This is a genomic window from Martelella sp. FOR1707 (assembly GCF_053484265.1).
On the sequence record NZ_JBAKFP010000007.1, the window covers coordinates 125900 to 151322 of the forward strand.

22 protein-coding genes are annotated in these 25423 nt (G+C 63.4%); 8 read left to right on the top strand and 14 right to left on the bottom strand.

Annotated elements, in window-relative coordinates; translation table 11 throughout:
- Positions 1-86 precede the first annotated feature (86 nt).
- The 6 genes from V6765_RS19140 to V6765_RS19165 all read right to left on the bottom strand — a co-directional run bounded on the left by V6765_RS19140 (position 87) and on the right by V6765_RS19165 (position 8036).
- Positions 87-758: an outer membrane protein gene (locus V6765_RS19140; protein WP_448431730.1), complete on the bottom strand. Its 672-nt coding sequence runs from the start codon at positions 756-758 to the stop codon at positions 87-89.
- Positions 759-1028: 270 nt separating this feature from the next.
- Entirely contained in the window at positions 1029-2852 is a 1824-nt protein-coding gene (gene edd / locus V6765_RS19145; RefSeq protein WP_448431732.1) for a phosphogluconate dehydratase, read from the bottom strand.
- Positions 2853-2894: 42 nt separating this feature from the next.
- On the bottom strand, positions 2895-3593 hold the full coding sequence (gene pgl, locus V6765_RS19150; RefSeq protein ID WP_448431734.1) for a 6-phosphogluconolactonase: 699 nt from the start codon (positions 3591-3593) through the stop codon (positions 2895-2897).
- A gap of 11 nt (positions 3594-3604) precedes the next feature.
- A complete protein-coding gene (gene zwf, locus V6765_RS19155) occupies positions 3605-5077 on the bottom strand; it encodes a glucose-6-phosphate dehydrogenase (RefSeq protein ID WP_448431736.1) in 1473 nt (490 codons plus the stop codon).
- Between the two features lie 178 nt (positions 5078-5255).
- Entirely contained in the window at positions 5256-6545 is a 1290-nt protein-coding gene (locus V6765_RS19160; protein ID WP_448431738.1) for an NAD(P)/FAD-dependent oxidoreductase, read from the bottom strand.
- 33 nt (positions 6546-6578) lie between these two features.
- Positions 6579-8036 carry a glutamine synthetase family protein gene (locus V6765_RS19165; protein WP_448431740.1) on the bottom strand — a complete coding sequence of 486 codons (1458 nt, stop codon included), beginning with the start codon at positions 8034-8036 and terminating at the stop codon, positions 6579-6581.
- 117 nt (positions 8037-8153) lie between these two features.
- Here V6765_RS19165 and V6765_RS19170 point away from each other — a divergent pair, with 117 nt between their 5' ends.
- Both V6765_RS19170 and V6765_RS19175 read left to right on the top strand, forming a co-directional pair.
- Positions 8154-9332 (top strand): NAD(P)/FAD-dependent oxidoreductase, encoded by a 1179-nt coding sequence (locus V6765_RS19170; protein WP_448431742.1) that lies wholly within the window; start codon positions 8154-8156, stop codon positions 9330-9332.
- 244 nt (positions 9333-9576) lie between these two features.
- Positions 9577-10446: a LysR family transcriptional regulator gene (locus V6765_RS19175; RefSeq protein ID WP_448431744.1), complete on the top strand. Its 870-nt coding sequence runs from the start codon at positions 9577-9579 to the stop codon at positions 10444-10446.
- A gap of 5 nt (positions 10447-10451) precedes the next feature.
- On the opposite strand, the gene V6765_RS19180 is transcribed toward V6765_RS19175, so the two are convergent.
- Entirely contained in the window at positions 10452-12287 is a 1836-nt protein-coding gene (locus tag V6765_RS19180) for an AsmA family protein (RefSeq protein WP_448431746.1), read from the bottom strand.
- Positions 12288-12714: 427 nt separating this feature from the next.
- Here V6765_RS19180 and V6765_RS19185 point away from each other — a divergent pair, with 427 nt between their 5' ends.
- The 5 genes from V6765_RS19185 (at position 12715) to V6765_RS19205 (ending at position 16647) form a co-directional block, all read left to right on the top strand.
- Positions 12715-12924 carry a cold-shock protein gene (locus tag V6765_RS19185; protein ID WP_448431748.1) on the top strand — a complete coding sequence of 70 codons (210 nt, stop codon included), beginning with the start codon at positions 12715-12717 and terminating at the stop codon, positions 12922-12924.
- A gap of 240 nt (positions 12925-13164) precedes the next feature.
- Positions 13165-13389, top strand: coding sequence for a 30S ribosomal protein S21 (gene rpsU / locus V6765_RS19190; protein ID WP_018065179.1), 225 nt, complete (start codon positions 13165-13167; stop codon positions 13387-13389).
- 135 nt (positions 13390-13524) lie between these two features.
- Positions 13525-13740 (top strand): hypothetical protein, encoded by a 216-nt coding sequence (locus V6765_RS19195; RefSeq protein ID WP_448431751.1) that lies wholly within the window; start codon positions 13525-13527, stop codon positions 13738-13740.
- A 253-nt stretch (positions 13741-13993) separates the two neighbouring features.
- Entirely contained in the window at positions 13994-15016 is a 1023-nt protein-coding gene (locus V6765_RS19200) for an LLM class flavin-dependent oxidoreductase (protein ID WP_448431752.1), read from the top strand.
- Positions 15017-15225: 209 nt separating this feature from the next.
- A complete protein-coding gene (locus tag V6765_RS19205) occupies positions 15226-16647 on the top strand; it encodes an alanine/glycine:cation symporter family protein (protein WP_448431754.1) in 1422 nt (473 codons plus the stop codon).
- A 240-nt stretch (positions 16648-16887) separates the two neighbouring features.
- On the opposite strand, the gene hutU is transcribed toward V6765_RS19205, so the two are convergent.
- The 4 genes from hutU to hutI all read right to left on the bottom strand — a co-directional run bounded on the left by hutU (position 16888) and on the right by hutI (position 22355).
- Positions 16888-18564: a urocanate hydratase gene (hutU, locus tag V6765_RS19210; protein WP_448431756.1), complete on the bottom strand. Its 1677-nt coding sequence runs from the start codon at positions 18562-18564 to the stop codon at positions 16888-16890.
- Between the two features lie 14 nt (positions 18565-18578).
- Entirely contained in the window at positions 18579-19382 is an 804-nt protein-coding gene (gene hutG, locus V6765_RS19215; protein ID WP_448431758.1) for an N-formylglutamate deformylase, read from the bottom strand.
- A 226-nt stretch (positions 19383-19608) separates the two neighbouring features.
- Entirely contained in the window at positions 19609-21144 is a 1536-nt protein-coding gene (gene hutH / locus V6765_RS19220; protein ID WP_448431760.1) for a histidine ammonia-lyase, read from the bottom strand.
- Positions 21141-22355 carry an imidazolonepropionase gene (gene hutI, locus V6765_RS19225; protein ID WP_448431762.1) on the bottom strand — a complete coding sequence of 405 codons (1215 nt, stop codon included), beginning with the start codon at positions 22353-22355 and terminating at the stop codon, positions 21141-21143. The genes hutH and hutI overlap by 4 nt, the downstream gene beginning before the upstream one ends.
- 82 nt (positions 22356-22437) lie before the next feature.
- Between hutI and V6765_RS19230 the strand changes: the two genes are divergently transcribed.
- On the top strand, positions 22438-23790 hold the full coding sequence (locus V6765_RS19230; protein WP_448431764.1) for a formimidoylglutamate deiminase: 1353 nt from the start codon (positions 22438-22440) through the stop codon (positions 23788-23790).
- Between the two features lie 59 nt (positions 23791-23849).
- On the opposite strand, the gene V6765_RS19235 is transcribed toward V6765_RS19230, so the two are convergent.
- The 3 genes from V6765_RS19235 to V6765_RS19245 are packed head-to-tail and all read right to left on the bottom strand — an operon-like array spanning position 23850 to position 25421.
- Entirely contained in the window at positions 23850-24242 is a 393-nt protein-coding gene (locus V6765_RS19235; protein ID WP_448431766.1) for a CBS domain-containing protein, read from the bottom strand.
- A complete protein-coding gene (gene nqrM, locus V6765_RS19240) occupies positions 24239-24406 on the bottom strand; it encodes a (Na+)-NQR maturation NqrM (protein WP_448431768.1) in 168 nt (55 codons plus the stop codon). The genes V6765_RS19235 and nqrM overlap by 4 nt, the downstream gene beginning before the upstream one ends.
- 19 nt (positions 24407-24425) lie before the next feature.
- Positions 24426-25421 (bottom strand): FAD:protein FMN transferase, encoded by a 996-nt coding sequence (locus tag V6765_RS19245; RefSeq protein ID WP_448431770.1) that lies wholly within the window; start codon positions 25419-25421, stop codon positions 24426-24428.
- Between the last annotated feature and the right edge of the window lie 2 nt (positions 25422-25423).

The window sequence follows — 25423 nt, forward strand, 5'->3', positions numbered from 1 at the left end:
GGCTTTTCTATATTCTTCGCTGCGGGAGGGGGACACAGCGAAGAATGAATGGCGGACAGGAGGACGTCCGCCATTCGGGAGAAAGATCAGAACTTGTAACCGACGCGGGCCATAACCCGGTTGGACGTGTAGTCCTTGGCTTCGAAGCCGGTCAGAGCGCCGTCGAAGTCCTTCTTGCCGAAGTCGGTGTAGCGGTATTCCAGACCGGCAAAGACGTTGTTGCTGAGCGCGTAGTCAAGACCGGCGCCGACAGTCCAGCCGTTGAAGGCCTGGTCCTGATCGAGACCGTTGCCGTCGATGTAGCCATTGGCAATCGCCCAACCACCCGTTGCGTAGATCAGGGCCTTGTCGAACGCGTAACCGAGACGGGCGCGAACCGAGCCTTCCCAGTCGGAACCGGCCTTCACGGAGAAGGGCGCGCCGACATTATAGTCCTGCTCGTTCCAGTTATAGTCGAGTTCGCCTTCAACACCGACGACAACATTGTTGTCGAACTGGTAGTTGTAACCGGCGAAACCGCCGAGCTTGCCGCCGTCGAAATCGTCGCTGCCGATCTGTGCACCGTTGTAGTGCAGGTTTGCGGTCGCCCAGTCGTAGCCGCCGGTGCCACCGAGGTAGAAGCCGGTCCAGCTGAAGCTCTGCGGGATGACCTGCGGAGCGACATAGGGTTCGGCTGCAGGCGTCATGACCACGTCAGCGGCTTCGGCGGCGGCGCTCATGGCGACCAGAGCGGCGGAAGCGAGAAGAATCTTTTTCATTACTTGTACTCCTTCGATGTGTTTCACCTAGCGTCTAGATAGGTGATTTAATCAATCGATCAAATTAACTTTGCACATCCCGCGCACTTCATTGGGAGCTGTTGCTGGAATGTGACAGTGTCCCCTGCTCGATTGACCCTTGCCTCGGAAACGAAATAGGCCCGGGATTTGTTTCCCGGGCCGACGATTATTGGTGGCGTATGTTTATTTCGTGGCAGCAAGGCGCACGAATTGGGGCAGGCGATCACGTAATGAGAACGGGCGTAACGATCACTCGAAAAACACGCTGGCGCCGTGATCGGCGGTGCCGACATGGTGGCGGAAGGGGGCGAACAGCTCACGCCCCATGCCGAAATCATTGCCGGTGAGATCAGCCTCGGCGAGCGGCCGCGCGTTGAACTCCTCCGCCGGCACCAGAACTTCCAGCGTACCGGCCTCGGCATCGAGCCGCATCCGGTCGCCGGTGCGGATCCTGGCGATCGGGCCGCCATCCTTTGCTTCCGGCGTCACGTGGATCGCGGCCGGCACCTTGCCCGACGCGCCGGACATGCGCCCGTCGGTAACGAGCGCCACCTTGTAGCCGCGGTCCTGGAGCACACCGAGCGGCGGCGTCAGGCGATGGAGTTCCGGCATGCCATTCGATTTCGGGCCCTGGAAACGGACCACGGCGATGAAGTCGCGGTTGAGTTCGCCGGCCTTGAAGGCCGTCTGCAGTTCCTGCTGATCGTGGAACACGATCGCCGGTGCCTCGATTACGCGGCGTTCCGGCTTGACGGCGGAAATCTTGATCACCGCCTTGCCGACATTGCCGGCAAGCATCTTCAGCCCGCCATTGGGCTGGAACGGCTTGTCATGGGTGGTCAGCACCTTCGGATCGGCGCTCGGGCCGTCGCCGATCGGTTCGCGGCGCACCGTGCCGTCTTCGTTGAGCTTGATGTCGATCGCATAGGCTTCCATGCCCTCGCCGAACACGGTGCGGACATCGTCATGCAGGAAGCCGGCGTTCAAGAGCTGGCGGATCAGATAGCCCATGCCGCCTGCGGCGTGGAAGTGGTTCACATCGGCAAGCCCGTTCGGATAGACGCGGGCCAGCAGCGGCACGATATCGGAGAGCTCGGAAATATCCTGCCAGGTGAGCTGGATACCGGCGGCCCGCGCCATCGCGACGAGATGCATGGTGTGGTTGGTGGACCCGCCGGTAGCGTGCAGTCCGACCACGCCGTTGACGATCGAGCGCTCGTCGATCATCTGGCCGACGGGCGTGAACTCGTTGCCATCGGCGGTGATCGCGAAGGCGCGCTTCACCGCCTCCCTGGTCAGCGCATCGCGCAGCGGGGTATTGGGGTTGATGAACGAGGCGCCGGGCATATGCAGGCCCATCATCTCCATCAGCATCTGGTTGGAATTGGCGGTGCCGTAGAAGGTGCAGGTGCCGGGGCCGTGATAGGATTTCGATTCCGATTCCAGCAGTTCCTTGCGCCCGACCTTGCCCTCCGCATAGAGCTGGCGGATATGCGATTTCTCGTCATTGCCCTGGCCGGTGGTCATGGGACCTGCGGGAATGAAGATCGTCGGCAGGTGGCCGAAGGTGAAGGCGGCAATCGTGAGACCGGGCACGATCTTGTCGCAGACGCCAAGATAGACGGCGGCGTCGAACATGTTGTGCGACAGGCCGACGGCGGCGGCCATCGCGATCAGGTCGCGCGAAAACAGCGACAGTTCCATGCCGGGCTGGCCCTGGGTGACGCCGTCGCACATCGCCGGCACGCCGCCCGCCACCTGCGCCACGCCGCCGGCCTCGCGGGCCGCTTCCCGGATCAGCGCCGGGAAGGTCTCGAACGGCTGATGCGCCGAGAGCATGTCGTTATAGGAGGTGATGATGCCGAGATTGGGGACGGTGTCGCCCGAAAGCGCGTCCTTCTCGGCGGGGGAACAGACCGCAAAGCCGTGGGCAAGATTGCCGCAGGACAGAACGGAACGATGGACGCCCTTCGTGATCGCCTGGGAGACGCGATCGAGATAGGCTTCGCGGGTCGGTTTGGACCGCTCGATAATGCGAGCGGTTATGTCTGCAATACGGGGATCGGCGGTCATGGGCTTTTCCTGTGCTTTGCGGAAGGCGCCCGGCAGGAGGTGTCAGGGCGCCCAGTATATTTCCACGGGTGAGGAGGCGCGGGTGAGAACGGCGCGGATGGGCATTTCCGCCTCGTCATCGCCGGCCAGCGCCTTGTTCAGAACATCCTTCTTGCCCTCGCCTTCGATATGCAGCACCAGAAGGCCCGCATTTTCGAGGCTGGAGAAGGTGAAGGTCAGCCGGGCTTCGCCCGCGCCTTCTGCATGAATGGCCATCACGCCGGTGGGCGTGGTCTTGTCGAGCGCCTTTTCAAGCGTGTCGCCTCCCGGGAAGAACGAGGCCGTATGGCCATCGGTTCCCATTCCCAGCACCACGACGTCGAAGGGCAGGCTCGCCGCCGACACCTTGTTGGTCACGATATCGGCCGCTTCCTCGGCGGTCTCGACCTTCTGGTAGAGCGGAATGAAGCGGGCACTGGCGGCCGGTCCCTTCAGCAGGTTTTCCTTCACCAGCAGATGGTTCGAACGCGGATTGTCCTCCGGTACGAACCGCTCGTCGACGAGGGTGATGGTCACTTTTTCCCAGTCGATCGGCGCTGCCGACAGCGCGCGAAAGAACGCCTTCGGCGTCGACCCGCCGGAAACGGCGAGCGAGGCCATGCCCTTGTCGGCGATCGCGGCGGCAAGTTTGCTGGCGACGGCCGCGGAAAGGGCCGCGGCCAGATCAACGCCGTTTTCGAATGTGTGCATCGTCTCTGTCATGTCGCGGCCCCTCACAGCGGCTCGTGCCAGGTGCGGCCGTCGCGCTCGATCAGCGCGATCGCCTTGGATGGGCCCCAGGTGCCGGCGGTGTAGCCGTGAACCGGCTGATTGGTCTCCTCCCAGGCCTTGAGGATCGGATCGCACCAGCGCCATGCCTCCTCGACCTCGTCGCGGCGCATGAACAGCGTCTGGTTGGCGCGCACCACGTCGAGCAGCAGGCGCTCATAGGCATCCGGGTTGCGCACGTCGAAGGCCTGGGCGAAGCTCATGTCGAGCGCCACCTGGCGCAGGCGCATGCCGCCGGGACCGGGGTCCTTGATCATCAGCCACTGCTTCACGCCCTCGTCCGGCTGCAGGCGCAGCACGAGCTGGTTGGCCGCGATCCGTCCGGCGCCCGGGCCGAAGATCGAGTGGGGAATTTCCTTGAAGGTGATCACGACTTCCGAAAGCCGGCTGGCGAGCCGCTTGCCGGTGCGGATGTAGAAGGGCACGCCCGCCCAGCGCCAGTTTTCGATCTCGGCCTTGATCGCCACGAAGGTCTCGGTGTCGGATTCGCCGCCGAGTTCCTCGAGATAGCCCTTGACCGCGCCGCCCTTGGAGGCGCCGGCGCGGTATTGGCCGCGAACGGTCATTGCGCTGGCGTTGTCCTCGGTGATCGGCTTCAGCGAGCGCAGCACCTTGAGCTTCTCGTCGCGGACGGCCTCGGCCTCCATCGAAGAAGGCGTTTCCATCGCCACCATGCAGAGCACATTGAGAATGTGGTTCTGCACCATGTCGCGCAGCGCGCCCGACTTGTCGTAATAGCCGGCGCGGCCCTCAAGCCCGACTTCCTCGCCGACCGTGATCTGGATGTGATCGATATGGTTGGCGTTCCACAGCGGCGCGTAGAGCATGTTGGCGAAACGCAGCGCCATCAGGTTCTGCACCGTCTCCTTGCCGAGATAGTGGTCGATGCGGAAGACCTGTTCCTCGTGGAAGGTCTTGGCGATCATGTTGTTGAGTTCCAGCGCGGAGGCGAGGTCGCGGCCGAGCGGCTTCTCAACCACGATCCGGGTCTGCTTGGTGATCAGCTTGTGGTCGCGAATGCCGTCGCAGATCGGGCCGAAGATCGAGGGGGCGACGGCCATGTAGAAGGCGCGCACCCGGTCCTTGCCGGGCTCCAGCATCTTCTTCAGCGCATCCCAGCCCTTATTGGTGGTCGCGTCAACCGGCACATATTCGATCCGGGCGAGGAACTTCGCGACCTCGGCCTTGTCGTACTCGCCGTCCTTCAGGTGCTCCTTCAGCGCCTTGTCGGCATGTTCGCGGAACTGCTCGGAGGTGAGTTCGGAACGCGAGGCGCCGATGATGCGGGTCGGGTCGGTGAACTGTCCCGCGATCTGGCGGTGGTAGAGCGCGGGAAGAAGCTTGCGCTCGGTCAGGTCTCCGGTTGCGCCGAAGACAACATAGTCGAAGGGGTCGACGGGGATCATTTGACTGCTCATGGTCAGTCCTCTCAATCGTCAGCTGGTTGGCGGTGTTTTATCAAATCGATTTAAAAATGCCAGTCCGATTTCAAAAAAATCGGACTGGGGCGAGAAAATGCAATCGGTCTTTCATCGGTCGGTCTCGGTCGTGAAGCGCTTGCGGGCCGGGGGCGATCCGCAGGCGAAAGGAAATCAACTAGATCAGGTCGCGAAGCGCGAACCATGTGAGGGCCAGGAACAGCAAGGGCTTGCGCAGCCGCTCGCCGCCGGGGAAGGCGGGGATTTCGAGGTCGCGGTAAAGCCCGAGATCCTGCGAGCGTCCGGCGATCTCATCGGCATAGAGCTTGCCGCAGTAATTCGACAGCATGACGCCATGGCCGGAAAAACCGCCGATCGAGGTGACGCCCGGCATGATGTCGTGCACCAGCGGCCGGCGCGGCAGCGTGATGCCCACCGATCCGCCCCAGGCATGGGTAATGTCGACATCTTCCAGTTGCGGATAGACCTGCACGATCTGGCGGTGGAGATGCTTGGAGACGTTTTTGGGGTCATCGGCGGAATAGACCTCGCGCCCGCCGAACAGCAATTCTCCGGTCGGTGCCTTGCGAAAATAGCGCACCACGAACCGGCTGTCATCGACCGATTCGCCGCCGGGCAGGATCTTCAGCGCCTTTGGTAGGCGGGTCGTCGCGGCAATGAAGGAGCGGATCGGCATGATCTTCGCCGCCGTCTTCGGCTCCAGATGCTCCTGGATATAACCGTTGCAGGCGATCAGCGCCCGGTCGGCGGTAACCGTGCCGCGCTCGGTCTCGACCGCGATCCTGCCATCGGCGCGGTCGATATTGAGCGCCTTGGTCATTTCGAACAGGCGCGCGCCGGCCGCCGCCGCCGCCTTCGCGGTGCCCACCAGCAGTTTCAGCGGATGGATATGGCCGGTGCCGATATCGCGCAGGCCGCAGTAATAGTGGTTGGAGCCGAGCCGCTCGGCCGTCTCCTGTCTGCTCATGAACGACAGATGCGGGTAGTCATAGCGCTCCGCCAGCGCCTCGGCGTGATGGCGGTAGGTATATTCCATGTTGCGCTTGTGGGCGACGGAAAGCTGGCCGGGCGTGAAATCGATATCGATTTTCTGGGCGCGGGCAAAATCCAGAAGATGGGACTTGGCATCCTCGGCCATGCGGAAAAAGGCGAGCGAGCGCGCCTTGCCGAGCTTGTGCTCCATTTCTTCCGGCCACCAGTGCTGGCCGGTGCCGAGCTGGCCACCATTCCGCCCCGATGCGCCATCGCCGAAGCGGGCGGCGTCGAGCAGCACCACGTCAACGCCGTCGGCCGCCAGTTGATAGGCCGCCTGAAGGCCGGTGAAGCCGCCGCCGACGATAATGACGTCCGCGCTGGTCGAGCCGTCAAGCTGCGGATAGGTCGGCCGCTCGGCAAGCGTTGCCTGATACCAGGAAAGGCCCGGCGCAATCGGGCTTTGCCATTTCATTCGCGAAGGTCTCCGTCATCAAAACAATCACTACTATACATGCAAAAGCAAAAATTCCCGTTCCCACGGGCTGATCACCTCCATGAAGGTCTCAAACTCGCCGCGCTTGATGCCGGCGTAAAGGTCGATGAATTCGTGGTTGAGCACCGGGACGAGCGCCGTTTCGGCCTCCATCAGCGCCAGCGCTTCCAAGAGCCCACGCGGCAGATCGACAATGCCCTCATTGGCGGTGTCGGCGGTCGGCGCGGAAGGGTCAGTGAGGTTCTCGATGCCGAGATAGCCGCAGGCGAGCGATGCCGCGAGCGCCAGATAGGGGTTGGCGTCGGAGCTCGGCAGCCGGTTTTCCACGCGCCGGGAATCCGGATCGGAAACCGGGATGCGGAACGCCGTGGTACGGTTGTCATAACCCCAGGCGGTGTTGACCGGGCAGGCCATGTCCGGCGTCAAGCGCCGATAGGAATTCACATAGGGCGCCATCATCACCAGCGTCGAAGGCACGTATTTCTGCATGCCGCCGATGAAGTGGAAGAATTCGGGCGAGGGCTCGCCATTTTCCAGCGAGAACACGTTGCGGCCGGTCTCGATATCGATCAGCGACTGATGGATATGCATGGCCGAGCCCGGCTGGCCCTGCATCGGCTTGGCCATGAAGGTGGCGAAGGTGCCGTGCTTGGTGGCTGCTTCCCGGATGGTGCGCTTGAAATAGAACACCTGGTCGGCAAGTTCCAGCGGATCGCCATGGCGCAGATTGATCTCGAGCTGGGCCGGGCCCTCCTCGTGGATCAGTGTGTCGATCTCCAGCCCCTGCGCCTCGCAGAAGTGGTAGATGTCGTCGATCAGCTCGTCGAATTCGTTGATGCCGGCGATCGAATAGGCCTGGCCGGCGACGATCGGGCGTCCGGAGCGGCCGACCGGCGGCACCAGCGGCAGGTCGGGATCGTCATTCTTGGCGACGAGATAGAATTCGATCTCGGGCGCGACCACCGGTCGCCAGCCCTTTTTCTCGTAAAGCTCGACCACGCGCTTCAGGACATTGCGCGGGGTGTAGGGAACTTCCTCGCCATCGGAGCCGACGACGTCGCAGATCACCTGCGCGGTCGGGTCGCTCTCCCAGGGCACCGTTGTCAGCGTAGAAAGGTCCGGCACGAGCTTGAGGTCGCTATCGCGCGGCTCATAGCGGAAGCTGCCGCTTTCATCCGGATAGTCGCCCGAGATCGTGTGGCGGTAGAGCGCGGAGGGAAGCGCGAGCGAAGTGTTGGAGGTAAACTTCGAGGTCGGCATCATCTTGCCGCGCGGTACGCCTGCAAGGTCCGGGGTGATGCATTCGATATCCTCGATGCCGCGTGCCTTCAGCCATCGCGCCGCATCCTTCCAGTCCGCGACACCGCGCGCGGAGGCCGGGGAGGAAAGCACGGTCGGCTTCTTCGCCCGCTTGGTTCTGCTGCTTTGGGTTTTGCTTGCGGTCTTCATGGATATTTTTTTGGCTGGCATTTTTCTCGCCGGTTGTCATTGCGGTTTTCTGTATCATAAACACCCGTGACGCGTTGGCGAGGGGGCAAGTTGAGTTTCTGCCTCAAAGCCCGATGCCGCGTTGGGGATAATACGCGCATGAAAGACTATGATGTCATTATCGTGGGGGGCGGGGCCGCCGGGCTAATGTGCGCGGCGCGCGCCGGCAAGCGGGGCCGCCGCGTGCTGCTGATCGACCATGCGAAAAAGCCCGGTGAGAAGATCCGCATTTCCGGCGGCGGGCGCTGCAACTTCACCAATATTCATGCCGGTCCGCGCAATTACATCTCCGAAAACCCGCATTTCGCCAAATCCGCGCTGGCGCGCTACACCCCGCGCGATTTTCTCGATCTGGTCGAGAGCCACGGCATCGCCTGGCACGAGAAGACGCTGGGCCAGTTGTTCTGTGACGGTTCGGCGCGCGAGATTATCGCCATGCTGATGGACGAATGCGCCAAAGGCGGCGTCACGGTCGCGCTGGAAACGTCGGTCACTGATATCGCCCGAATCGGCGAGTGCTTCACTATGCGGCTGAACGGTGAGAAAGCCTCCTGCGCCGCCCTGGTTATCGCCTCGGGCGGCAAGTCGATCCCGAAAATGGGGGCCACTGGTTTTGCCTACGACGTTGCGGCCTCATTCGGGATATCGGTGCTGGAGCCACGGCCGGGCCTTGTGCCGTTCACGCTCTATCCGCTTTTGCAGGCGGAGTTGCAGCCGCTCTCGGGCATCGGCGTCGACAGCGAGATCGGCTGCGGCAGGACCGCCTTTCGCGAGGCGATGCTGATCACCCATCGCGGGCTTTCCGGCCCGGCCATCCTGCAGATTTCGTCCTACTGGACGCCCGGGCAGGAGATCGCGGTGCGTATGCTGCCCGACATCGATCTTGCGGCAGAACTCGTGAAGGCCAAGCGCGAGAATGGCAGGCAGAGCGCCGTCACCGCGCTTTCCAATCATGTGCCGAAGCGGCTGGCGCAGTATTTCGCCGAGAAGAGCGGCCCCGGCGGGCCGCTCGCCGACACGCCGGACAAGGCGCTCGCGGCGCTGGCCCGAGCCGTTCAGGACTGGCGGGTGAAGCCCGCGGGCACGGAAGGTTATCGCACCGCGGAGGTGACGCTGGGCGGGATCGACACCAGGGCGCTGTCATCCGTCACGATGGAGGCGCGGGCCGTACCGGGGCTCTATTTCATCGGCGAATGCGTCGACGTTACCGGCTGGCTTGGCGGTTACAATTTCCAGTGGGCATGGGCCTCGGGCGTTGCCGCCGGCGACGTTGTGTGACGCGAAGGCCCTCTCCAACACGCTTCGCCAGCGAAGCCAGAAAATACCATGATTTCGGCAGTGGATTGGCGAAGGCGCGGTAATAATCGTCTTCCGGCACATCGCGCCAGTTGACGTTGTCTGTGAGTTTCGGGGGGCGTTTTGCCTGGTGCATTGCGATGTCTCCTTTGTCGTGAGCCATCGCCTCTATTAAGCGCAAAAATTATCGTTTGATACCGGCTGAAATGCGCCCTATTTTTCATTCATGAAAAATGCGCCATGGTCTCATTATCAACTGTTCCTGCTGGTTGTCCGCCATGGCGGGCTCACCGGCGCTTCCCAGGAAAGCGCGCTGAGCCCGGCGACCGTCGGCCGCCACATGCTCGACCTCGAGCAACGGCTCGGCAGGGTGCTTTTTACCCGCAGCCCGCGCGGCTACAGCCTGACGCCGGACGGCGAAACGCTGCACGCGATGCTGAAGGATGCGGAAGGCAGGCTACGCCGGGTCGAGGACTGGGGCGGCGAGACGGCGGCCCCGACGCTGGTGCGTCTTGGCATCGGCACATGGAACGCCTTTCTCGTCAGTCAGCATATCAGCGAAATCCGCGCGCCGGGCGATCCCGTCCGCCTTGAGTTCCTCGTCGGCGAACAGCGCGCGAGCCTTGCCCACCGCGAAAACCATATCGGCATCCGCGCCTTCCGGCCGGAGGAGGCCAATCTTGCCGCCCGTCGCCTATGTCCCGCCGCCTATGCCCCGTTCAGGGCACGGAACGCGGCAGTCGCGGAGCAATGGATCGCGGTCACAAGGGAAGCCGCGATTTCGCGTTACCTCACCTGGCCCCACACGCACCACGCCAACGCCATCATCATGACGGCAAGCCGGCCGCGCTCCATGCTCGATCTGGTCGAGGCCGGCGCCGGGATTGCCGTCCTGCCGTGTTTCATCGGCGACGCCAACCAGCGGCTTGTGCGCGCGGGTCCGGTGATCGATGAACTCACCCACGACCAGTGGCTGGTGCTTCACGACGACGATCGCCGCCAGCGCGATATCCGCCGGGTCGCCGACCGGCTGTTCGGGTTTATGAAGGCGCGGGCGGAGCTCTATGCCGGCAGACGCTCCGGCGCGGACGCCTGAAGGAGCTAGTCGGACGCAGTTCCGGCGGGGATTTCGGTAACGCGCGCGAAGGCGGCAAGCGCGTTGCCGCTGATATCGAGTGCGATCCCGGGAGTATCGCCGGTTTTCGGCGTCGCCGTCAGCTTTGCCTCAAGCTGGCCGGTGGCAGTATCGACCCGCCCCTCGATCGTGATCTGCCGGTTCTCGCCTTCGATAGTGACGCCGTCGAGCGTCAGGATGGTGCCATCGAGACTGCCGCGGCCCTTGATCGACTGGAAGGCATAGGGCGCCTGTTTCAGCGGGGAAAAAGCAAAGGCATTGCTGTTTTCGGCCGTTGCCAGGATCGCGTTGAGGTCAAGCCAGGTCAGTTGACCGGGACCGGCCGAAAAACGGAAATTGCCCGACAGGCCGTCCTTGGCGTTCCGCTCCAGCGGCAAATTCGCCTGGTAGACCAGTTCGAGGGTGAGCGCGTCGCTTTCCAGCGGAACGCTGATCCCGAGTTGGCGGAAAAGCGGGCCCGATCTGACATTTTCGGCGTTCAGCCGGACCTTGGCGGTGCCGGCGTTCTGCACCGCGACATGGGCGAACAATGAGCCATTGTCGAGCCTGCTGTCGGCGATATCGAAACTGGTCTGCTCGCTGGTGCGGATGATGCTGGCGGCGACATCGGAAAGGGTGATGTCGGAAAGCCGAACGGTGCCGGCCGAGACCCGCAGATCGAGATCGGATAGCGGCTCGCCGGTTCCGTCGTCGGCACCTTCCGCCATCGTATCGATCCAGGATGGCAGAGAGGACTGGGCATCGAACAGCGCGATATCGGTGAACGCCATGGTGGCGGAAATCCGGGCGGGCTCATCGGGCGTCTGCATGACGATATCGAGAGCGCCGCTTGCCCTGGAATCCCCGATTGTCAGTTCCACGGGTGAGAAGCGCAAGGATGGTCCGCTGCGCGCGACCTGGCCTTTCAGTGATGCCTGTCCCACGGTGCTGAGAAGCTGTGTCTCGACGCCGAGCCGGGTCATCAAATTCTGCAGGTCGGCAGTCGAAAGAGAGAAGCTGCCGTTGAGGAAATAGGGCCGTCTGCCCGATGCGGTGCCCTGATAGCTCACCGAGGCGAGCGCGTTGGAAAGCATGAGATCGACCGTGGAGGAGCCGCCGGCAAACATCGCGACCGGTTTGGCTGTCCTGAGCGAAATTTCAGTCGGCTCGCCGCCGACTTCAGCGGACCCCGTAAACCGGGCGGCACCATTCAGTTCTTCCCAGTCCAGCTCTCCGGTGACGGCTTTCACGATCCGCGGATCGCCATCGCCGTCGCCCTTGCCGGCAATGGCGATTGTGCTGTCGATCAGCCGCAATTCTCCTGGCCCCTTGCCGTCAATGCCGCCTTCGCCATCTTGAATGGCCGCGACCGCCATCGCCAGCCTGTTCGCCGGCAGGGCGCCCGGATCGCCGCCATCCTCCAGCACGATGACGGCCTTTTCGAAGGTCAGGTCGGAGAATGCGGGATTGCCCGAAAGCGCGCCGAAAATGCCGAAATCGGCCGTCAACTCCGCCGCGTTGCCATAGACCAGAAGCCCGCCGCCGCTCGGCCGGGGGATCGCGGCGCCATGCGCGGTGATCCTGGGACGGGGCCAGTAGGAGATTTCCGGCGTTCCCGCAACCGTCGCGCGTGCGCCGAGCCAGTCCGAAAGCTCTTCCTCCAGCGCATCGCTCATGGAAGCGGGCGAGACGATGGTGGGCACGAGGTGATAGGCAGCCACAGCCAGAAGAATTCCGCCCGCAAGCCCGTAGCGCACCCACCGGCGGCGGACCAGTCGGCGGGGCCGTTCCGAAAAAAGCGCGGTTGGCGATGGAATTCTCATGAGATAAGGCCTGTATCTGCACACTCCCGTCCCGGCGATAACCGAAAATTGCTAATGGCACAATAATGGGTTGTTGTTTACCTCCCCGGCAAAGGCCGGCAAGAATGACCGTGCTCCCCGCTTTTCAAGGATCGCCTAGCGGCCCCGCATCGCTGGCTTCCTTCCCCACAAAGGGGTGGAACGCCCGCGGGGGCAGACTCAGAGCCGCCCTTTCTGCCGCCTCTCGTGGCGTCAGGGTCCCGTTCCGGCCGCGTCGGCTGGTTTAATTTGTCGCCGACCGTTGCAATCGGCGGTGCAGGAGCCTATATGGTGATCATCGACCATTGCTTGTGACGTTGTCCGGGGCGATTTGCCCTACCGATTTCCTCTCAAAATCGATCTCTTTCGCGAATTCCCGCGAAGGAAACGCAAATGAAGGGAAATCCTCATGACGACCGGAACAGTCAAATGGTTCAATGCTGCCAAGGGGTACGGCTTTATCGCGCCCGATGATGGCAGCACGGACGTTTTCGTTCATATCTCTGCCGTTGAGCGTGCAGGTTTGCAATCGCTCAATGACGGGCAGAAATTGAACTACGAAGTCGTTCGCGACAACCGCTCTGGAAAGAGCGCGGCCGACAATCTTCAGGCTGCTTGATCTTATTGCCCCTGGTTGACCACGGATGTACTGGCAACCGCTTCCGGCATTGGCGGATATCGCCCTATTTCAAGCAGCAGATCATTGTCATTCGCTGTCGCTGACCACGGATGTACTGGCAGTGACTGGGAAGAGGTCGGGTTAATCCCGGCCTTTTTGTTTTCATGTTGCCGCCCTGCGCGCTCAAGCGCTGCAAGGGCGGGAATGTGGAAGAAACATAAACCAATCAAGGAGGTTTTCTTGCAGGTACTGGTAAGAGATAACAATGTCGATCAGGCGCTCCGCGTCCTGAAGAAGAAAATGCAGCGTGAAGGCATCTTTCGCGAGATGCGGGCGCGGCGGTCTTACGAGAAGCCTTCGGAAAAACGCAATCGCGAAGCGGGCGAGGCGGTTCGCCGTCTGCGCAAGCTGAAAAGAAAGCAGATGCAGCGCGAAGGTCTCCTTCCCTCGCGCAAGAAGGGCTAGGCCAAGCCGGCCCTTGGCGGACAAGAGCAACGTCTCTCTCCGTTTGTTTTGATGCATTCTCGCAGGGATCAGGCGATCGCGTCTGGTCGCAGAATGCCCAGGAAGCCGGTGCGGCTTCCGGTAAGGGAGACAGCCATGACTGAGATAAAAGATCAGCTTTCCAAACCCGGCCGGGTTTCGGCGACGGACAAGCTCGCGACCACAGACAGGGCGGCGCGCGAGATCATTGCCGAGGAGGCCAGGCTTCTGGATACCAAGACGGCGCGTTTGCGCCGGCTGAGAATGGAGCGGGATGCGACTGCTCCGGCGGAAAAGCCCAGGAAAGACCGGGTCCGCAAGGCGGCCAAATAGGCCCTATTCGGGTTTTGGCTTGACCGGCTGATTTTCCCCCTGCGCCGTCATTGTTCGGTTCAGCCGCACCGATATACCGACATTGAGACGACCCGCCCAATGGCGGGTCGTTTTGCGTTTGGGCGCGCGTTGACCGGGAAACGCAGTGTTCATCGAATGCCGCATTGCTCTTGGCCTGCGTGAACGGCATCTATCGGAACAAAAGGGCCAAGCCCCAAAACAGAGGCATGAACATGCCGGAGGTATGCAGGTTATGAAGAAAATAGGATTTTTGTCCTTCGGGCACTGGACGCCGTCGCAGCAATCGGCGACCCGCTCGGCCGCCGATGTGCTGTCGCAATCGATCGACCTTGCGGTCGCCGCAGAGGAACTGGGCGCAGACGGTGCCTATTTCCGGGTGCATCATTTCGCCCGGCAACTGTCCTCGCCGTTTCCGCTGCTGGCGGCGATCGGCGCAAGGACCAGCCGGATCGAGATCGGCACCGGCGTGATCGACATGCGCTACGAAAACCCGCTCTACATGGTCGAAGATGCCGGTTCCGCAGACTTGATTTCCGGCGGAAGGCTGCAGCTTGGCATTTCGCGAGGCTCGCCCGAGCAAGTGATCGAGGGCTGGCGCTATTTCGGCTATCAGCCCGGCGAGGGCGAGGATGATGCCGCGATGGCGCGCCGTCACACCGAAGTGTTCCTCGACCAGCTTGAGGGCAAGGGCTTTGCCGAGCCCAATCCGCGGCCGATGTTTCCCAACCCGCCCGGCCTGCTGCGGCTGGAGCCGCATTCCGAGGGGCTGAGAAAGCGCATCTGGTGGGGCTCGGCGACCAATGCGACGGCGGAATGGGCGGCGAAGCTTGGCATGAACCTGCAGAGCTCGACGCTGAAATTCGATGAGACCGGCGAGCCGCTGCACCGGCAGCAGGCCGATCAGATCCGCGCCTACCGCGCCGCGTGGAAAGAGGCCGGCCACGACTGGACGCCGCGGGTTTCGGTCAGCCGTTCGATCTTTGCGCTCACCACCGACATGGACCGGGCCTATTTCGGCCGTGGCGGCAACGAGCAGGATTCGATTGGCTATATCGATGAAAAGACCCGCGCGGTCTTCGGCCGCTCCTATGCCGCCGAGCCGGACCGGCTGATCGAACAGCTGAAGGGCGACGAGGCGATTGCCGAGGCCGATACCCTGCTGCTCACCGTGCCGAACCAGCTTGGCGTTGCCTATAACGCCCATGTCATCGAGGCGATCCTGAAACATGTCGCGCCGGGCCTCGGCTGGCGCTGACGCCTTTTCCGAGGCGGCGGACGTTTCGTCCCGCCGCCTCAAAATTGACAGATGACAATTGAGAACCTGCTTGCCCCGTGGCGCGTTCGCGCATACGCTTTCCTCCAAGCAAATCAAAAACGATGGACCGCGCCGGTCCGTTCGGGTGGGGACCCTGAGCATCGATGCGCGTAGGCGCGGCATGCATTTGCGACAAAAGGGGACTGGCAGTGCAGTTTTTCGATACGATTTTCACCTACATCAATGATCTGACCTGGGGCTGGGCGCTGGTGCCGTTCCTGGTCGTGCTCGGCGTGTTCTTCACGGCGGCGAGCGGCTTTGTCCAGTTCCGGTTCTTCAAGCGCATGTTCGGCGTATTGTGGGGCGATGAGGATGGCGATCCCTCCAAGATCAGCGCCCGCGAGGCGCTGTTCGTTTCGGTCGGCGGGCGCGTCGGCGGCGGCAATATTGCCGGCGTGGCGGTTGCTATCACGGCCGGCGGGCCGGGCGCGGTGTTCTGGATGTGGGCGATCGCCCTTGTCGGCATGTGCTCGGGCCTGGTCGAAGCGACGCTTGCCCAGGCCTACAAGCGCACCGAACCGAACGGCGATTATCGCGGCGGGCCGGCGCAGGCCATTATCCACGGTCTTGGCGAAAACTATCGCTGGCTGGCGCTGATCTACGCGGTCTGCCTGATCGCGGCCTTCGCGATCGGCTTCAATGCGTTTCAGGGCAACACGGTTGCCGGCGCGGCTGCCGACAGCCTCGGCATTCCGCGCTATGTCACGGGCATCGTGCTGGCGGCTGCCACGGGCTTCATCGTTTTCGGCGGCATTCATCGCATCGCCAAGGTTTCCGATGTCATCATCCCGATCATGGCCTTCGGCTATATTGGCATGGCGCTGGTGATCATCCTCCTCAATATCACCGCTGTTCCGGCGGTGTTGTGGGATATCGTCGCCAATGCGCTCGGCTTGCGCGAGGCGGTGGCCGGCGGCATCGGCGCTGCGGTTGCCAACGGGCTCAGGCGCGGGCTGTTTTCCAATGAGGCGGGGCTGGGCTCGGCGCCCAATGTGGCCGCCACCGCCTATGTCCGCCACCCGGTGAGCCAGGGCATCACCCAGAGCTTTTCGGTGTTCATCGACACGATGATCATCTGCTCCTGCACCGCCTTCGTGATCCTGCTCGGCGATGTCTACCAGCCGGGCCAGGAAGGGGTCGACGGCGTGATCCTGACCCAGCAGAGCATTGTCGACCATCTCGGGGCCTGGGCGCAGTATTACCTGACGGCGGCGATCTTCCTGTTCTCGTTCTCGTCGATCATCTACAACTACTATCTCGGCGAGAACGCGCTCGATTTCATGACCGACAAGGCCAGCGCGCTGCAGATCCTCAGGGTGGTCATCATCGCCATCGTGTTCATCGGCGCGGTTGCCCCCGGCGCCACGGCGGTGTTCAACTTCTCCGATCCGATGATGGGCATCCTTGCCGTCGTCAACCTTCTGGCGCTGATGATGCTGTTCCCGATCGCGCTCCGGCTGATCAACGATTTCCGTGACCAGCTCGCCGCAGGCGTCAAACGGCCGGTGTTCGACCCGAAGCAGTTCCCGGATCTTGACACCGACCCGACGGCCTGGCCCGACGCGAAGTGATGTGAGGACCGGGGACCGCGGTCTTTTCTGTTTCGGCGAACGCCGTTGGTTCCCGCGCCTCGCAATCTTAACCTCCCCCCTTGAGGGGCAAAGGGGGGTGAACCCTCTCCGAGAGCACAGAGACTGCGGCTTTTAGGGCTTACGCCCTCTACCCCTCGCCCCGCAGGGGAGAGGGTGGCGCGTATGCGCCGGGTGAGGGGCGGAACCCCTGCGCCATTCGGTCCCCCGGACCAATACCAATCAGTTCCCGAGAATACCCGGTAGACGCAGACCGTTTTCCTTCGCGCATTCAATCGCAATGTCATAGCCGGCATCGGCATGGCGCATGACGCCGGTGGCCGGGTCGTTCCAGAGCACGCGGCCGATGCGGCGGGCGGCGTCATCGGAACCGTCGCAGCAGATCACCATGCCCGAGTGCTGGGAGAAGCCCATGCCGACGCCGCCGCCGTGATGCAGCGATACCCAGGTGGCGCCGGACGCGGTGTTGAGCAGCGCGTTCAGCAACGGCCAGTCGGAAACGGCATCCGAGCCATCCTGCATCGCCTCGGTTTCGCGGTTCGGCGAGGCGACGGAACCGCTGTCGAGATGGTCGCGGCCGATCACGATCGGCGCTTTCAGCTCGCCGTTCTTCACCATCTCATTGAAGGCAAGACCAAGCCGGTGGCGATCGCCGAGGCCAACCCAGCAGATGCGCGCCGGCAGGCCCTGGAAATGAATGCGCTCACGCGCCATGTCCAGCCAGTTGTGCAGGTGGGTGTTGTCCGGCAGCAGCTCCTTGACCTTCTGGTCGGTCTTGTAGATGTCCTCCGGATCACCGGAAAGAGCCGCCCAGCGGAACGGGCCGATGCCCTTGCAGAACAGCGGACGGATATAGGCCGGCACGAAGCCGGGGAAATCAAAGGCGCGTTCGCAGCCCTCTTCCTTGGCCATCTGGCGGATATTGTTTCCGTAATCGACGGTCGGAATGCCTAAGTCCCAGAAGGCGAGCATGGCTTCCACATGGGTGCGCATCGATGCGCGAGCAGCCTTTTCCACGGCCTTGGGATCACGCTCCGCCTTCTCGCGCCATTCGCCGAGGCTCCAGCCGGCCGGCAGATAGCCATTGACCGGATCGTGCGCCGAGGTCTGGTCGGTAACGATGTCGGGACGGACGCCGCGTTTGACGAGTTCAGGCAGGATTTCCGCCGTGTTGCCGAGCAGGCCGACGGATTTCGCCTCGCCCGCCTTCGTCCAGGCGTCAATCATGGCAAGCGCTTCGTCCAGCGTCTCGGCCTTTTCATCGACATAGCCGGTGCGGATGCGGAAATCGATGCGTGTCGGATCGCATTCGACGGCGAGGCAGGAGGCGCCGGCCATCACGGCGGCGAGCGGCTGTGCGCCACCCATGCCGCCAAGACCACCGGTCAATATCCATTTGCCCTTCAGGTCGCCGTTATAGTGCTGGCGGCCAGCCTCCACGAAGGTCTCGTAGGTGCCCTGCACGATGCCCTGCGCGCCGATATAGATCCACGAACCGGCCGTCATCTGGCCGTACATCATCAGGCCCTTCCGATCGAGCTCATGGAAATGGTCCCAGTTGGCCCAGTGCGGCACGAGGTTGGAATTGGCGATCAGCACGCGCGGCGCTTGCGTATGGGTGCGAAACACGCCGACAGGCTTGCCGGACTGCACCAGCAGCGTCTCGTCATCTTCCAGCGTCTTCAGCGTCTCGACGATCTTGTCGAAATCGCCCCAGGTGCGGGCCGCGCGGCCGATGCCACCATAGACGACAAGCTCATGCGGTTTTTCGGCAACGTCCGGATCGAGATTGTTCATCAGCATGCGGAGCGGCGCTTCGGTGAGCCAGCTCTTGGCATTGAGTTCCGTGCCGGTCGGGGCGTGGATTTCGCGGGCATTGTGTCGCGGATTGTCGGTCATGGCTGTTCCCTCTTTTACATGCGTGCGGAGAACGACAGGCGTTCGATCCGCTCCAGAATGTCCTGTAGATGGCGGCGCAGCTTTTCCGCCTTCGCCTCGTCATAGGCAAAGGGCGGCGCTTCGGTTGTCAGATGGGTCGATTGCGCCAGTTCCATCTGGATGGCGTGAACGCCTGTCGCTGGCTTGCCGTAATGCCGCGTCGTCCAGCCGCCCTTGAAGCGGCCATTGACAGCATGGTCGTAACCAGGCGCATGAGCGACCACGCTTTGCGCCGCCGCCTCGAATTCGGGCGCGCAGGTGACGCCGAGATTGGTGCCGATATTGAAGTCCGGCAGCTTGCCTTCGAACAGGAAGGGAATGTGCGAGCGGATCGAATGGCAGTCATAGAGAATGGCGATACCGTGTTCCCGCCGCACCCGTTCGATCTCTGCCGCCAGCGCCGCGTGATAAGGGGCATGGAAAGCCTTGGTCCGCGCCGCGATATCGGCCTCTGTCGGTTCTTCACCTTGCCTCCAGATCGGCTTGCCGTCGAAATCCGTCTCCGGCACAAGGCCGGTCGTGTTCTGTCCGGGATAGAGGCTTGCCCCCGAGGGATCGCGGTTGGCGTCAATGACATAGCGATGGAATGTCGCCTTCACTGTCGTCGCATCGGCCAGAAGACCGTCATAAAGCCGGTCGACATGCCAGTCGGTATCGGCGAGCAGATGGCCGTTTTCATTGAGCCGCGTCTCGATCTCCGGCGGGACATGGGTGCCGGTGTGCGGGAAGCCGAGAATGATGGGTGACGCGCCCTGTTTGACGATAACGGGATCGGTCATGGGACAATATTCCTACGTCTAGTGTTACTGCTTGCGCCCCCTGCCCTCATCCGGCCTTCGGCCACCTTCTCCCCAAGGGGAGAAGGGGACGCCGGCGAGGCACTACCTTTCCGCTCGGTCAGGCGATGGCTGCTTCGCTCCCCCTCGCCCCGCAGGGGAGAGGGTGGCGCGGATGCGCCGGGTGAGGGGCGGAACCCCGGTGTCAAAGATGACATGCAGAATGACTTCAACGCCCAATCTCCGGCAACACCCCTGCCCCGACAGCATCGATCAGCACGCCATCGCGCACCGCCGCCGCCACCGTCTCAAGGTCACCGGCCATGTAGCGGTCGTCTTCGAGCGTCGGCACCAGTCCTCGGAATGCGGCAATCACCCCTTGCAACGCCGGGCTCGTGACAAGCGGCGCACGCAGCTCCACGCCCTGCGCACCGCAGAGCGCCTCGATGCCAATGATGTTGGCAAGATTGTCGGTCATCGCTAAAAGCCGCCGCGCGCCGTGGCAGGCCATCGACACATGGTCTTCCTGATTGGCAGAGGTCGGCGTGGAATCGACCGAGGCCGGATGCGCCATCTGCTTGTTCTCGCTCATCAGCGCAGCAGAGGTCACCTCCGCGATCATCAGCCCGGAATTGAGCCCCGGCTTTTTCGACAGAAAGGCGGGAAGCCCGAAGGAAAGCGCGGGGTCCACCAGAAGCGCGATCCGCCGCTGGGCAATCGCCCCGATCTCGCAGACCGCAATGGCAATCTGGTCTGCCGCGAAGGCGACCGGCTCGGCATGGAAATTGCCGCCGGAAACGACGCTGTCGTCGAAAAGCACCAGCGGATTGTCGGTTGCGGCATTGGCCTCGATTTCGAGCGTGCGTCCGGCCTGGCGCAGAAGGTCGAGGCAGGCGCCATCAACCTGCGGCTGGCAGCGAATGCAATAAGGGTCCTGCACCCGCTCGTCGCCTTCGATATGCGAAACGCGGATTTCGGAGCCTTCGAGCAGCGCCCGCAAGCTTGCCGCCGCATCGATCTGGCCCTGATGGCCACGGAGCGTATGAATGTCCGGATGGAATGGCGCCGGCGAACCCATCGCCGCATCGGTGGAGAGCGCCCCGGTAATGAGCGCGGTGGCGGCACAGCGGAAGGCGCGAAACAGGCCGGCAAGCGCCAGGGCGGTTGATACCTGTGTGCCGTTGATCAGCGCAAGCCCTTCCTTGGCGGCGAGCTGAACGGGCGTCAGGCCGGCTCTTTCCAGCGCTTCCCGGCCGGGAAGCCGCTCACCGGCGTAAAAGGCTTCGCCCTCTCCCATCGTCACGGCGGCCATATGGGCGAGCGGCGCGAGATCGCCGGAAGCACCCACCGAGCCCTTTTCGGGAATGACGGGAATGACGCCCTTTGCCAGCATGCCCTCGATCAGCCGCACCAGTTCCAGCCGCACGCCGGAAGCGCCGCGGCCGAGCGAGATCAGCTTCAGCGCCATGATCAGCCGTACGACCTTGGCATCAAGCGGCGCGCCGACGCCGCAGCAATGCGACAGGATGAGGTTGCGCTGCAGGGTGGCGGTATCGGCGGCGTCGATTTTAATCGAGGCGAGTTTGCCGAAGCCGGTATTGATGCCGTAGACCGGGGCGTTGCCGGCCGCGATCGCAGCGATCCGGGCGGCGGCCTTTTCGATGGCGACATCGCAGCCGGGATCGAGCCGCACCGTATCATCGCCGCGATAGATTTTTTCCAGCGTGGCCAGCCTCACGGTGCCGGGGGTGAGAACAAGCGTCATCGCGCAACCTCGTGGCCGCCGACATAAAGCCGGGAAAGGGGATTGAAACCGATGCGGTAGACAAGCTCCGCAGGCGCAGCGACGTCCCAGATCGCGATATCGGCTGCCTTGCCGGCTTCCAGCGTGCCAGTTTCCTGAGCAAGGCCAAGCGCGCGGGCCGCGTTCGCCGTCACGCCGGTAAGGCATTCGGCAACCGTCATGCCGAACAGCGTCGCGCCCATATTCATGGTCAACAGCAGCGAGGTCAGCGGCGAGGTGCCGGGATTGCAGTCGGTCGCTAGCGCCAGCGGAACACCGGCCGCGCGCAGCGCCGCCATTGGCGGATGCTGCTTTTCCTTCAGCGTGTAGAAGGCGCCGGGCAGCAGAACCGCGACGGAGCCAGCGGCGGCCATGGCCTTCACGCCGGCCTCATCGAGATATTCAAGGTGGTCGGATGACAGCGCCCCATAGGATGCCGCCATCGCCGCACCACCGAGATTGGAAAGCTGTTCGGCATGGAGTTTTACCGGCAGGCCAAGCGCTCTTGCCTTTTCGAAAAGCGGTCGAAGCTCGTCCGGCGAAAAGGCGATGCCCTCGCAGAAGGCATCGACAGCATCGACCAGACCTTCATCATGGGCGATCTCTAGGCCGGCAACCGCCACCTCCTCGATATAGGCGGCGTTACGGCCCTTGTATTCCGGCGGCGTGGCGTGGGCGGCAAGCCAGGTGGTCTTGATCCGGACGGGACGAAGCGTGGCGAGGCGTCGCGCTGCCCGCAGCATCTTCAGCTCGGTCTCGATATTGAGGCCATAGCCGGACTTGATCTCGATGGTGGCGACGCCTTCGGCAAGCAGGGCGTCGAGACGTGGCAGGGCGGCTTCGACCAGCGCATCTTCGGAAAGCGCGTTGGTCGCACTCACGGTCGAGACAATTCCGCCGCCGGCGCGAGCGATCTCCTCATAGGACGCGCCTTCAAGCCGCATCTCGAATTCCTTCGCGCGGCTGCCGCCATAAACAAGGTGCGTGTGGCAATCGATCAGCGCCGGGGTGACGAGCCGCCCGCCGCAATCGACCTTTTCGAAGCTGGCGCAGCGTCCCGGCAGGCCCGCCTCGGATCCTGCGTAAGCGATGCGACCGCCCTCGACGGCGAGTACGCCATCAGCGGCATCAGCGCTGCCGACCATGGTGGCGATACGGGCGTTGATAAAAAGTTTCGGCGTGGCGGAAGCCATCCCTTTCCCCTTGTTGTGTTTGATTGATTATTATGTATATACATAACACAAGAACGGGCAAGAATAAAATGGGGCTGACAGCATGGCATCACACCTTTTCGCCGAAAACATCCTGACGCCAAAGGGCTGGCGCGCCGATGCGCGGTTTGCCATCAAAGGCGGCCGCATTGCCGATCTCGCCTTCGATCAGACGCCCCAGCCGGGCGACGAGCGCCACGGCATCATCGTCCCCGCCATCGCCAATGTTCACTCCCACGCCTTCCAGCGCGCCATGGCCGGCCTTGCCGAGCGTCGAGGCCCTGCCAGCGACAATTTCTGGAGCTGGCGCGAGGTGATGTACCGCTTCACCTTCGCCATCGAACCGGACGAGGCGGAGGCGATCGCAGCCCAACTCTATATGGAAATGCTGGAGGCCGGGTTTGCCCGCGTCGGCGAGTTCCACTACCTCCACAACGACAAGGACGGCAGCCTCTACGGCAATATCGGCGAGATGGCGGAGCGCATCGCGGCGGCCGCCGGCGAAACGGGCATCGGCCTGACGCTGTTGCCGGTTTTCTATGCCCATTCCGATTTCGGCGGGGCGGCGCCGAACAATGGCCAGCGCCGCTTCATCCACGATCGCGACAGTTTTGCCCGCCTGATGGAGGCGTCTTCAAAGATCGTCTACGGCCTCGATCACGCCGTCCTCGGCGTCGCCCCGCATTCGCTGCGCGCCGTCACCCCGCAAGAGCTCGAATTTGCCGCCAGCCTGACCGACGGCCCGGTGCACATGCATGTCTCCGAGCAGACGAAGGAAGTCGATGACTGCCTTGCCTGGAGCGGCAAGCGCCCTGTCGAATGGCTGCTGGAAAACACCGGCGTCGATGGGCGCTGGTGCCTCATTCACGCGACACACATGACCGATGCCGAGACCGATGGCCTGGCAAGGTCCGGCGCGGTTGCCGGCCTCTGCCCGGTCACGGAAGCCAATCTCGGCGACGGTATCTTCCCGGCAAGCCGGTTTCTGGCCTCAGGCGGCGCATTCGGCGTCGGCTCGGATTCCAACGTACTGATCGGCCTTGCCGACGAGCTGCGCCAGCTCGAATATGCCCAACGCCTTGGTGAACGGGCCCGCAACGTCATCGCCGAACCCGGCGGCACCACCGGCCGCCGCCTGTTCGACGGCGCGCTTGCCGGCGGGGCTCAGGCCATGGGCATCGAAGCGGGCATCGCCGAGGGTAGGCCCGCCAGCTTCTTCTCGCTCGACAACAGCGCCGCCCCCTGGCTGATCCGGGATCAGTCTCTCGACGGCTTCATCTTCGCCAGCCAGGTGAAATCCGACTGCGTCTGGGCCAACGGCGTCAAACAGGTCGAAGCCGGTCGCCACGTGAAGCGTACGGAAATCGAAACCCGCTTCCGCAAGGCGATGACGGCGCTGATGGCGCGGAGCGGCTGAGGGTTCGGCTTGTCGACGCATTGCCCTGACTGCGAAATCTGGCGCGGCAGCCAAACGCCTCAGTTGCTCAGCCGCACCAGCGCCGCCAGCACGTCCGAGCGGCGGATCAGGCCGACGAGACGGTCGCCGTCGACGACGGGGAAGATGCGGTGCGGGTGTTCAAGGAAGGCTTCGGCGGCCGTCATCAGGTCGGCGCTGGCCGGCAGGGTCACCAGCGTGGTTGTCATGTAGTCGCCGACGGTGCCCTTCCATTCCTGATAATAGCTTGCCTGCAGCGTCGGGCGGAAACAGTCCTTCTGGGTCAGGAGGCCGCAAAGCGTGCCGGTGTCATCGACCACGGGCGCGCCGGCGGCCCTGTTTTCCACCAGCAGCGCAACCGCGCGGCGGATCGCCATGTCCGGCGTCACGGTCAGCGCGTCGGCGCGGGTGATCTCTTCAATGGTGTCGGTCATCGCGCCTCCTTCTCCGCCCGGTGCGGGCAGCCCTCGCAGGCGACGTCCTTGAGGCAGGCCATGCCGCCGCAGGACCCCTTCAGCGGGCCGCGACCGAGCATCAGGCCGAGGCCGAGACCGGCCGCCACCAGCGCGAAAATACCGATTGCCAGTACGATTTCCATGACCGCCTCCTTGCCGCCATTATAGCAGAAAACGGTCGAAACCGTTCACGCTTTCGTTTCTGAGACCGGCGCCGTCATGGAACAGGAACAATGCGGCGATGTCACGGCGTCTCGCCAGCGCCGGGCCTTCAGCGCCCGCCGCCGTCAGCGCCGTCGCCCAGCCATCGGCGGTCATCGCATCCGGGGCGATTACCGAGACGGAGGCGATTGCGCCTTCGACCGGGCGGGCGCGGTAGGGGTCTATTATATGGCTGTATCGCGTGTCGCCGAGATCGTAGCTCTGTGCCCTGAGGCCCGAGGTCGCGATCGCCGCATTGTCGAGGCCCAGCACGGCGAAAGCCTCATCGGCTTCAAGGCGCGGGTCTTCCACCGCCACCTGCCATGGCCGGCCCTCGGGGTGGCGGCCGCTGGACAGGAGTTCGCCGCTGATGGCGATCAGGAAATCCTCATGGCCGGCTTCGCGCAGTTCCAGCGCCATCAGATCCAGCGCCCGGCCCTTGGCGATGCCGCAGAGGTCCATGGTGAGGTTTGGATCTCGCTTGATCAGCCGGTCGCCCTCGACGGCGAGCGCGCGCCAGCGCGGCGCGGCCTCATCCTCCGGGCCGGCGGTGCCTTCGATCGGGCCGAAGCCATAGCGGGCGACGAGCGGGCCGATGGTCGGATCGAACCAGCCATCGCTCGCTGCGGCCACGGCAAGCGCGGCCTCTGCCGTGAACGCGGTTTCGGCCGAAATCCGCGCGGTCTCGCCCGTCGTCGCGTTGAAGCCGGTTATCTCGCTGTCGGCGCGCCAGGGCGACATCATCCTGTCGATGCCGGAAAGCAGCCGATCGAAGCGCGGTTTGAGGCGGCTCGCGTCGGCGGTATCGGTAAGCGTCACGCTCCAGTCGGAGGCGAAGGCCGTGCCGGTCACCTGCCGTGTCGCGGGGGCTGCGCGTAGCAGACCGGGGGCGGCGAGGGCGCAACCGGCAGCGCCGGCGGCGGCGAGAAGTTGACGGCGGGTCAGATATGCAGTCATGG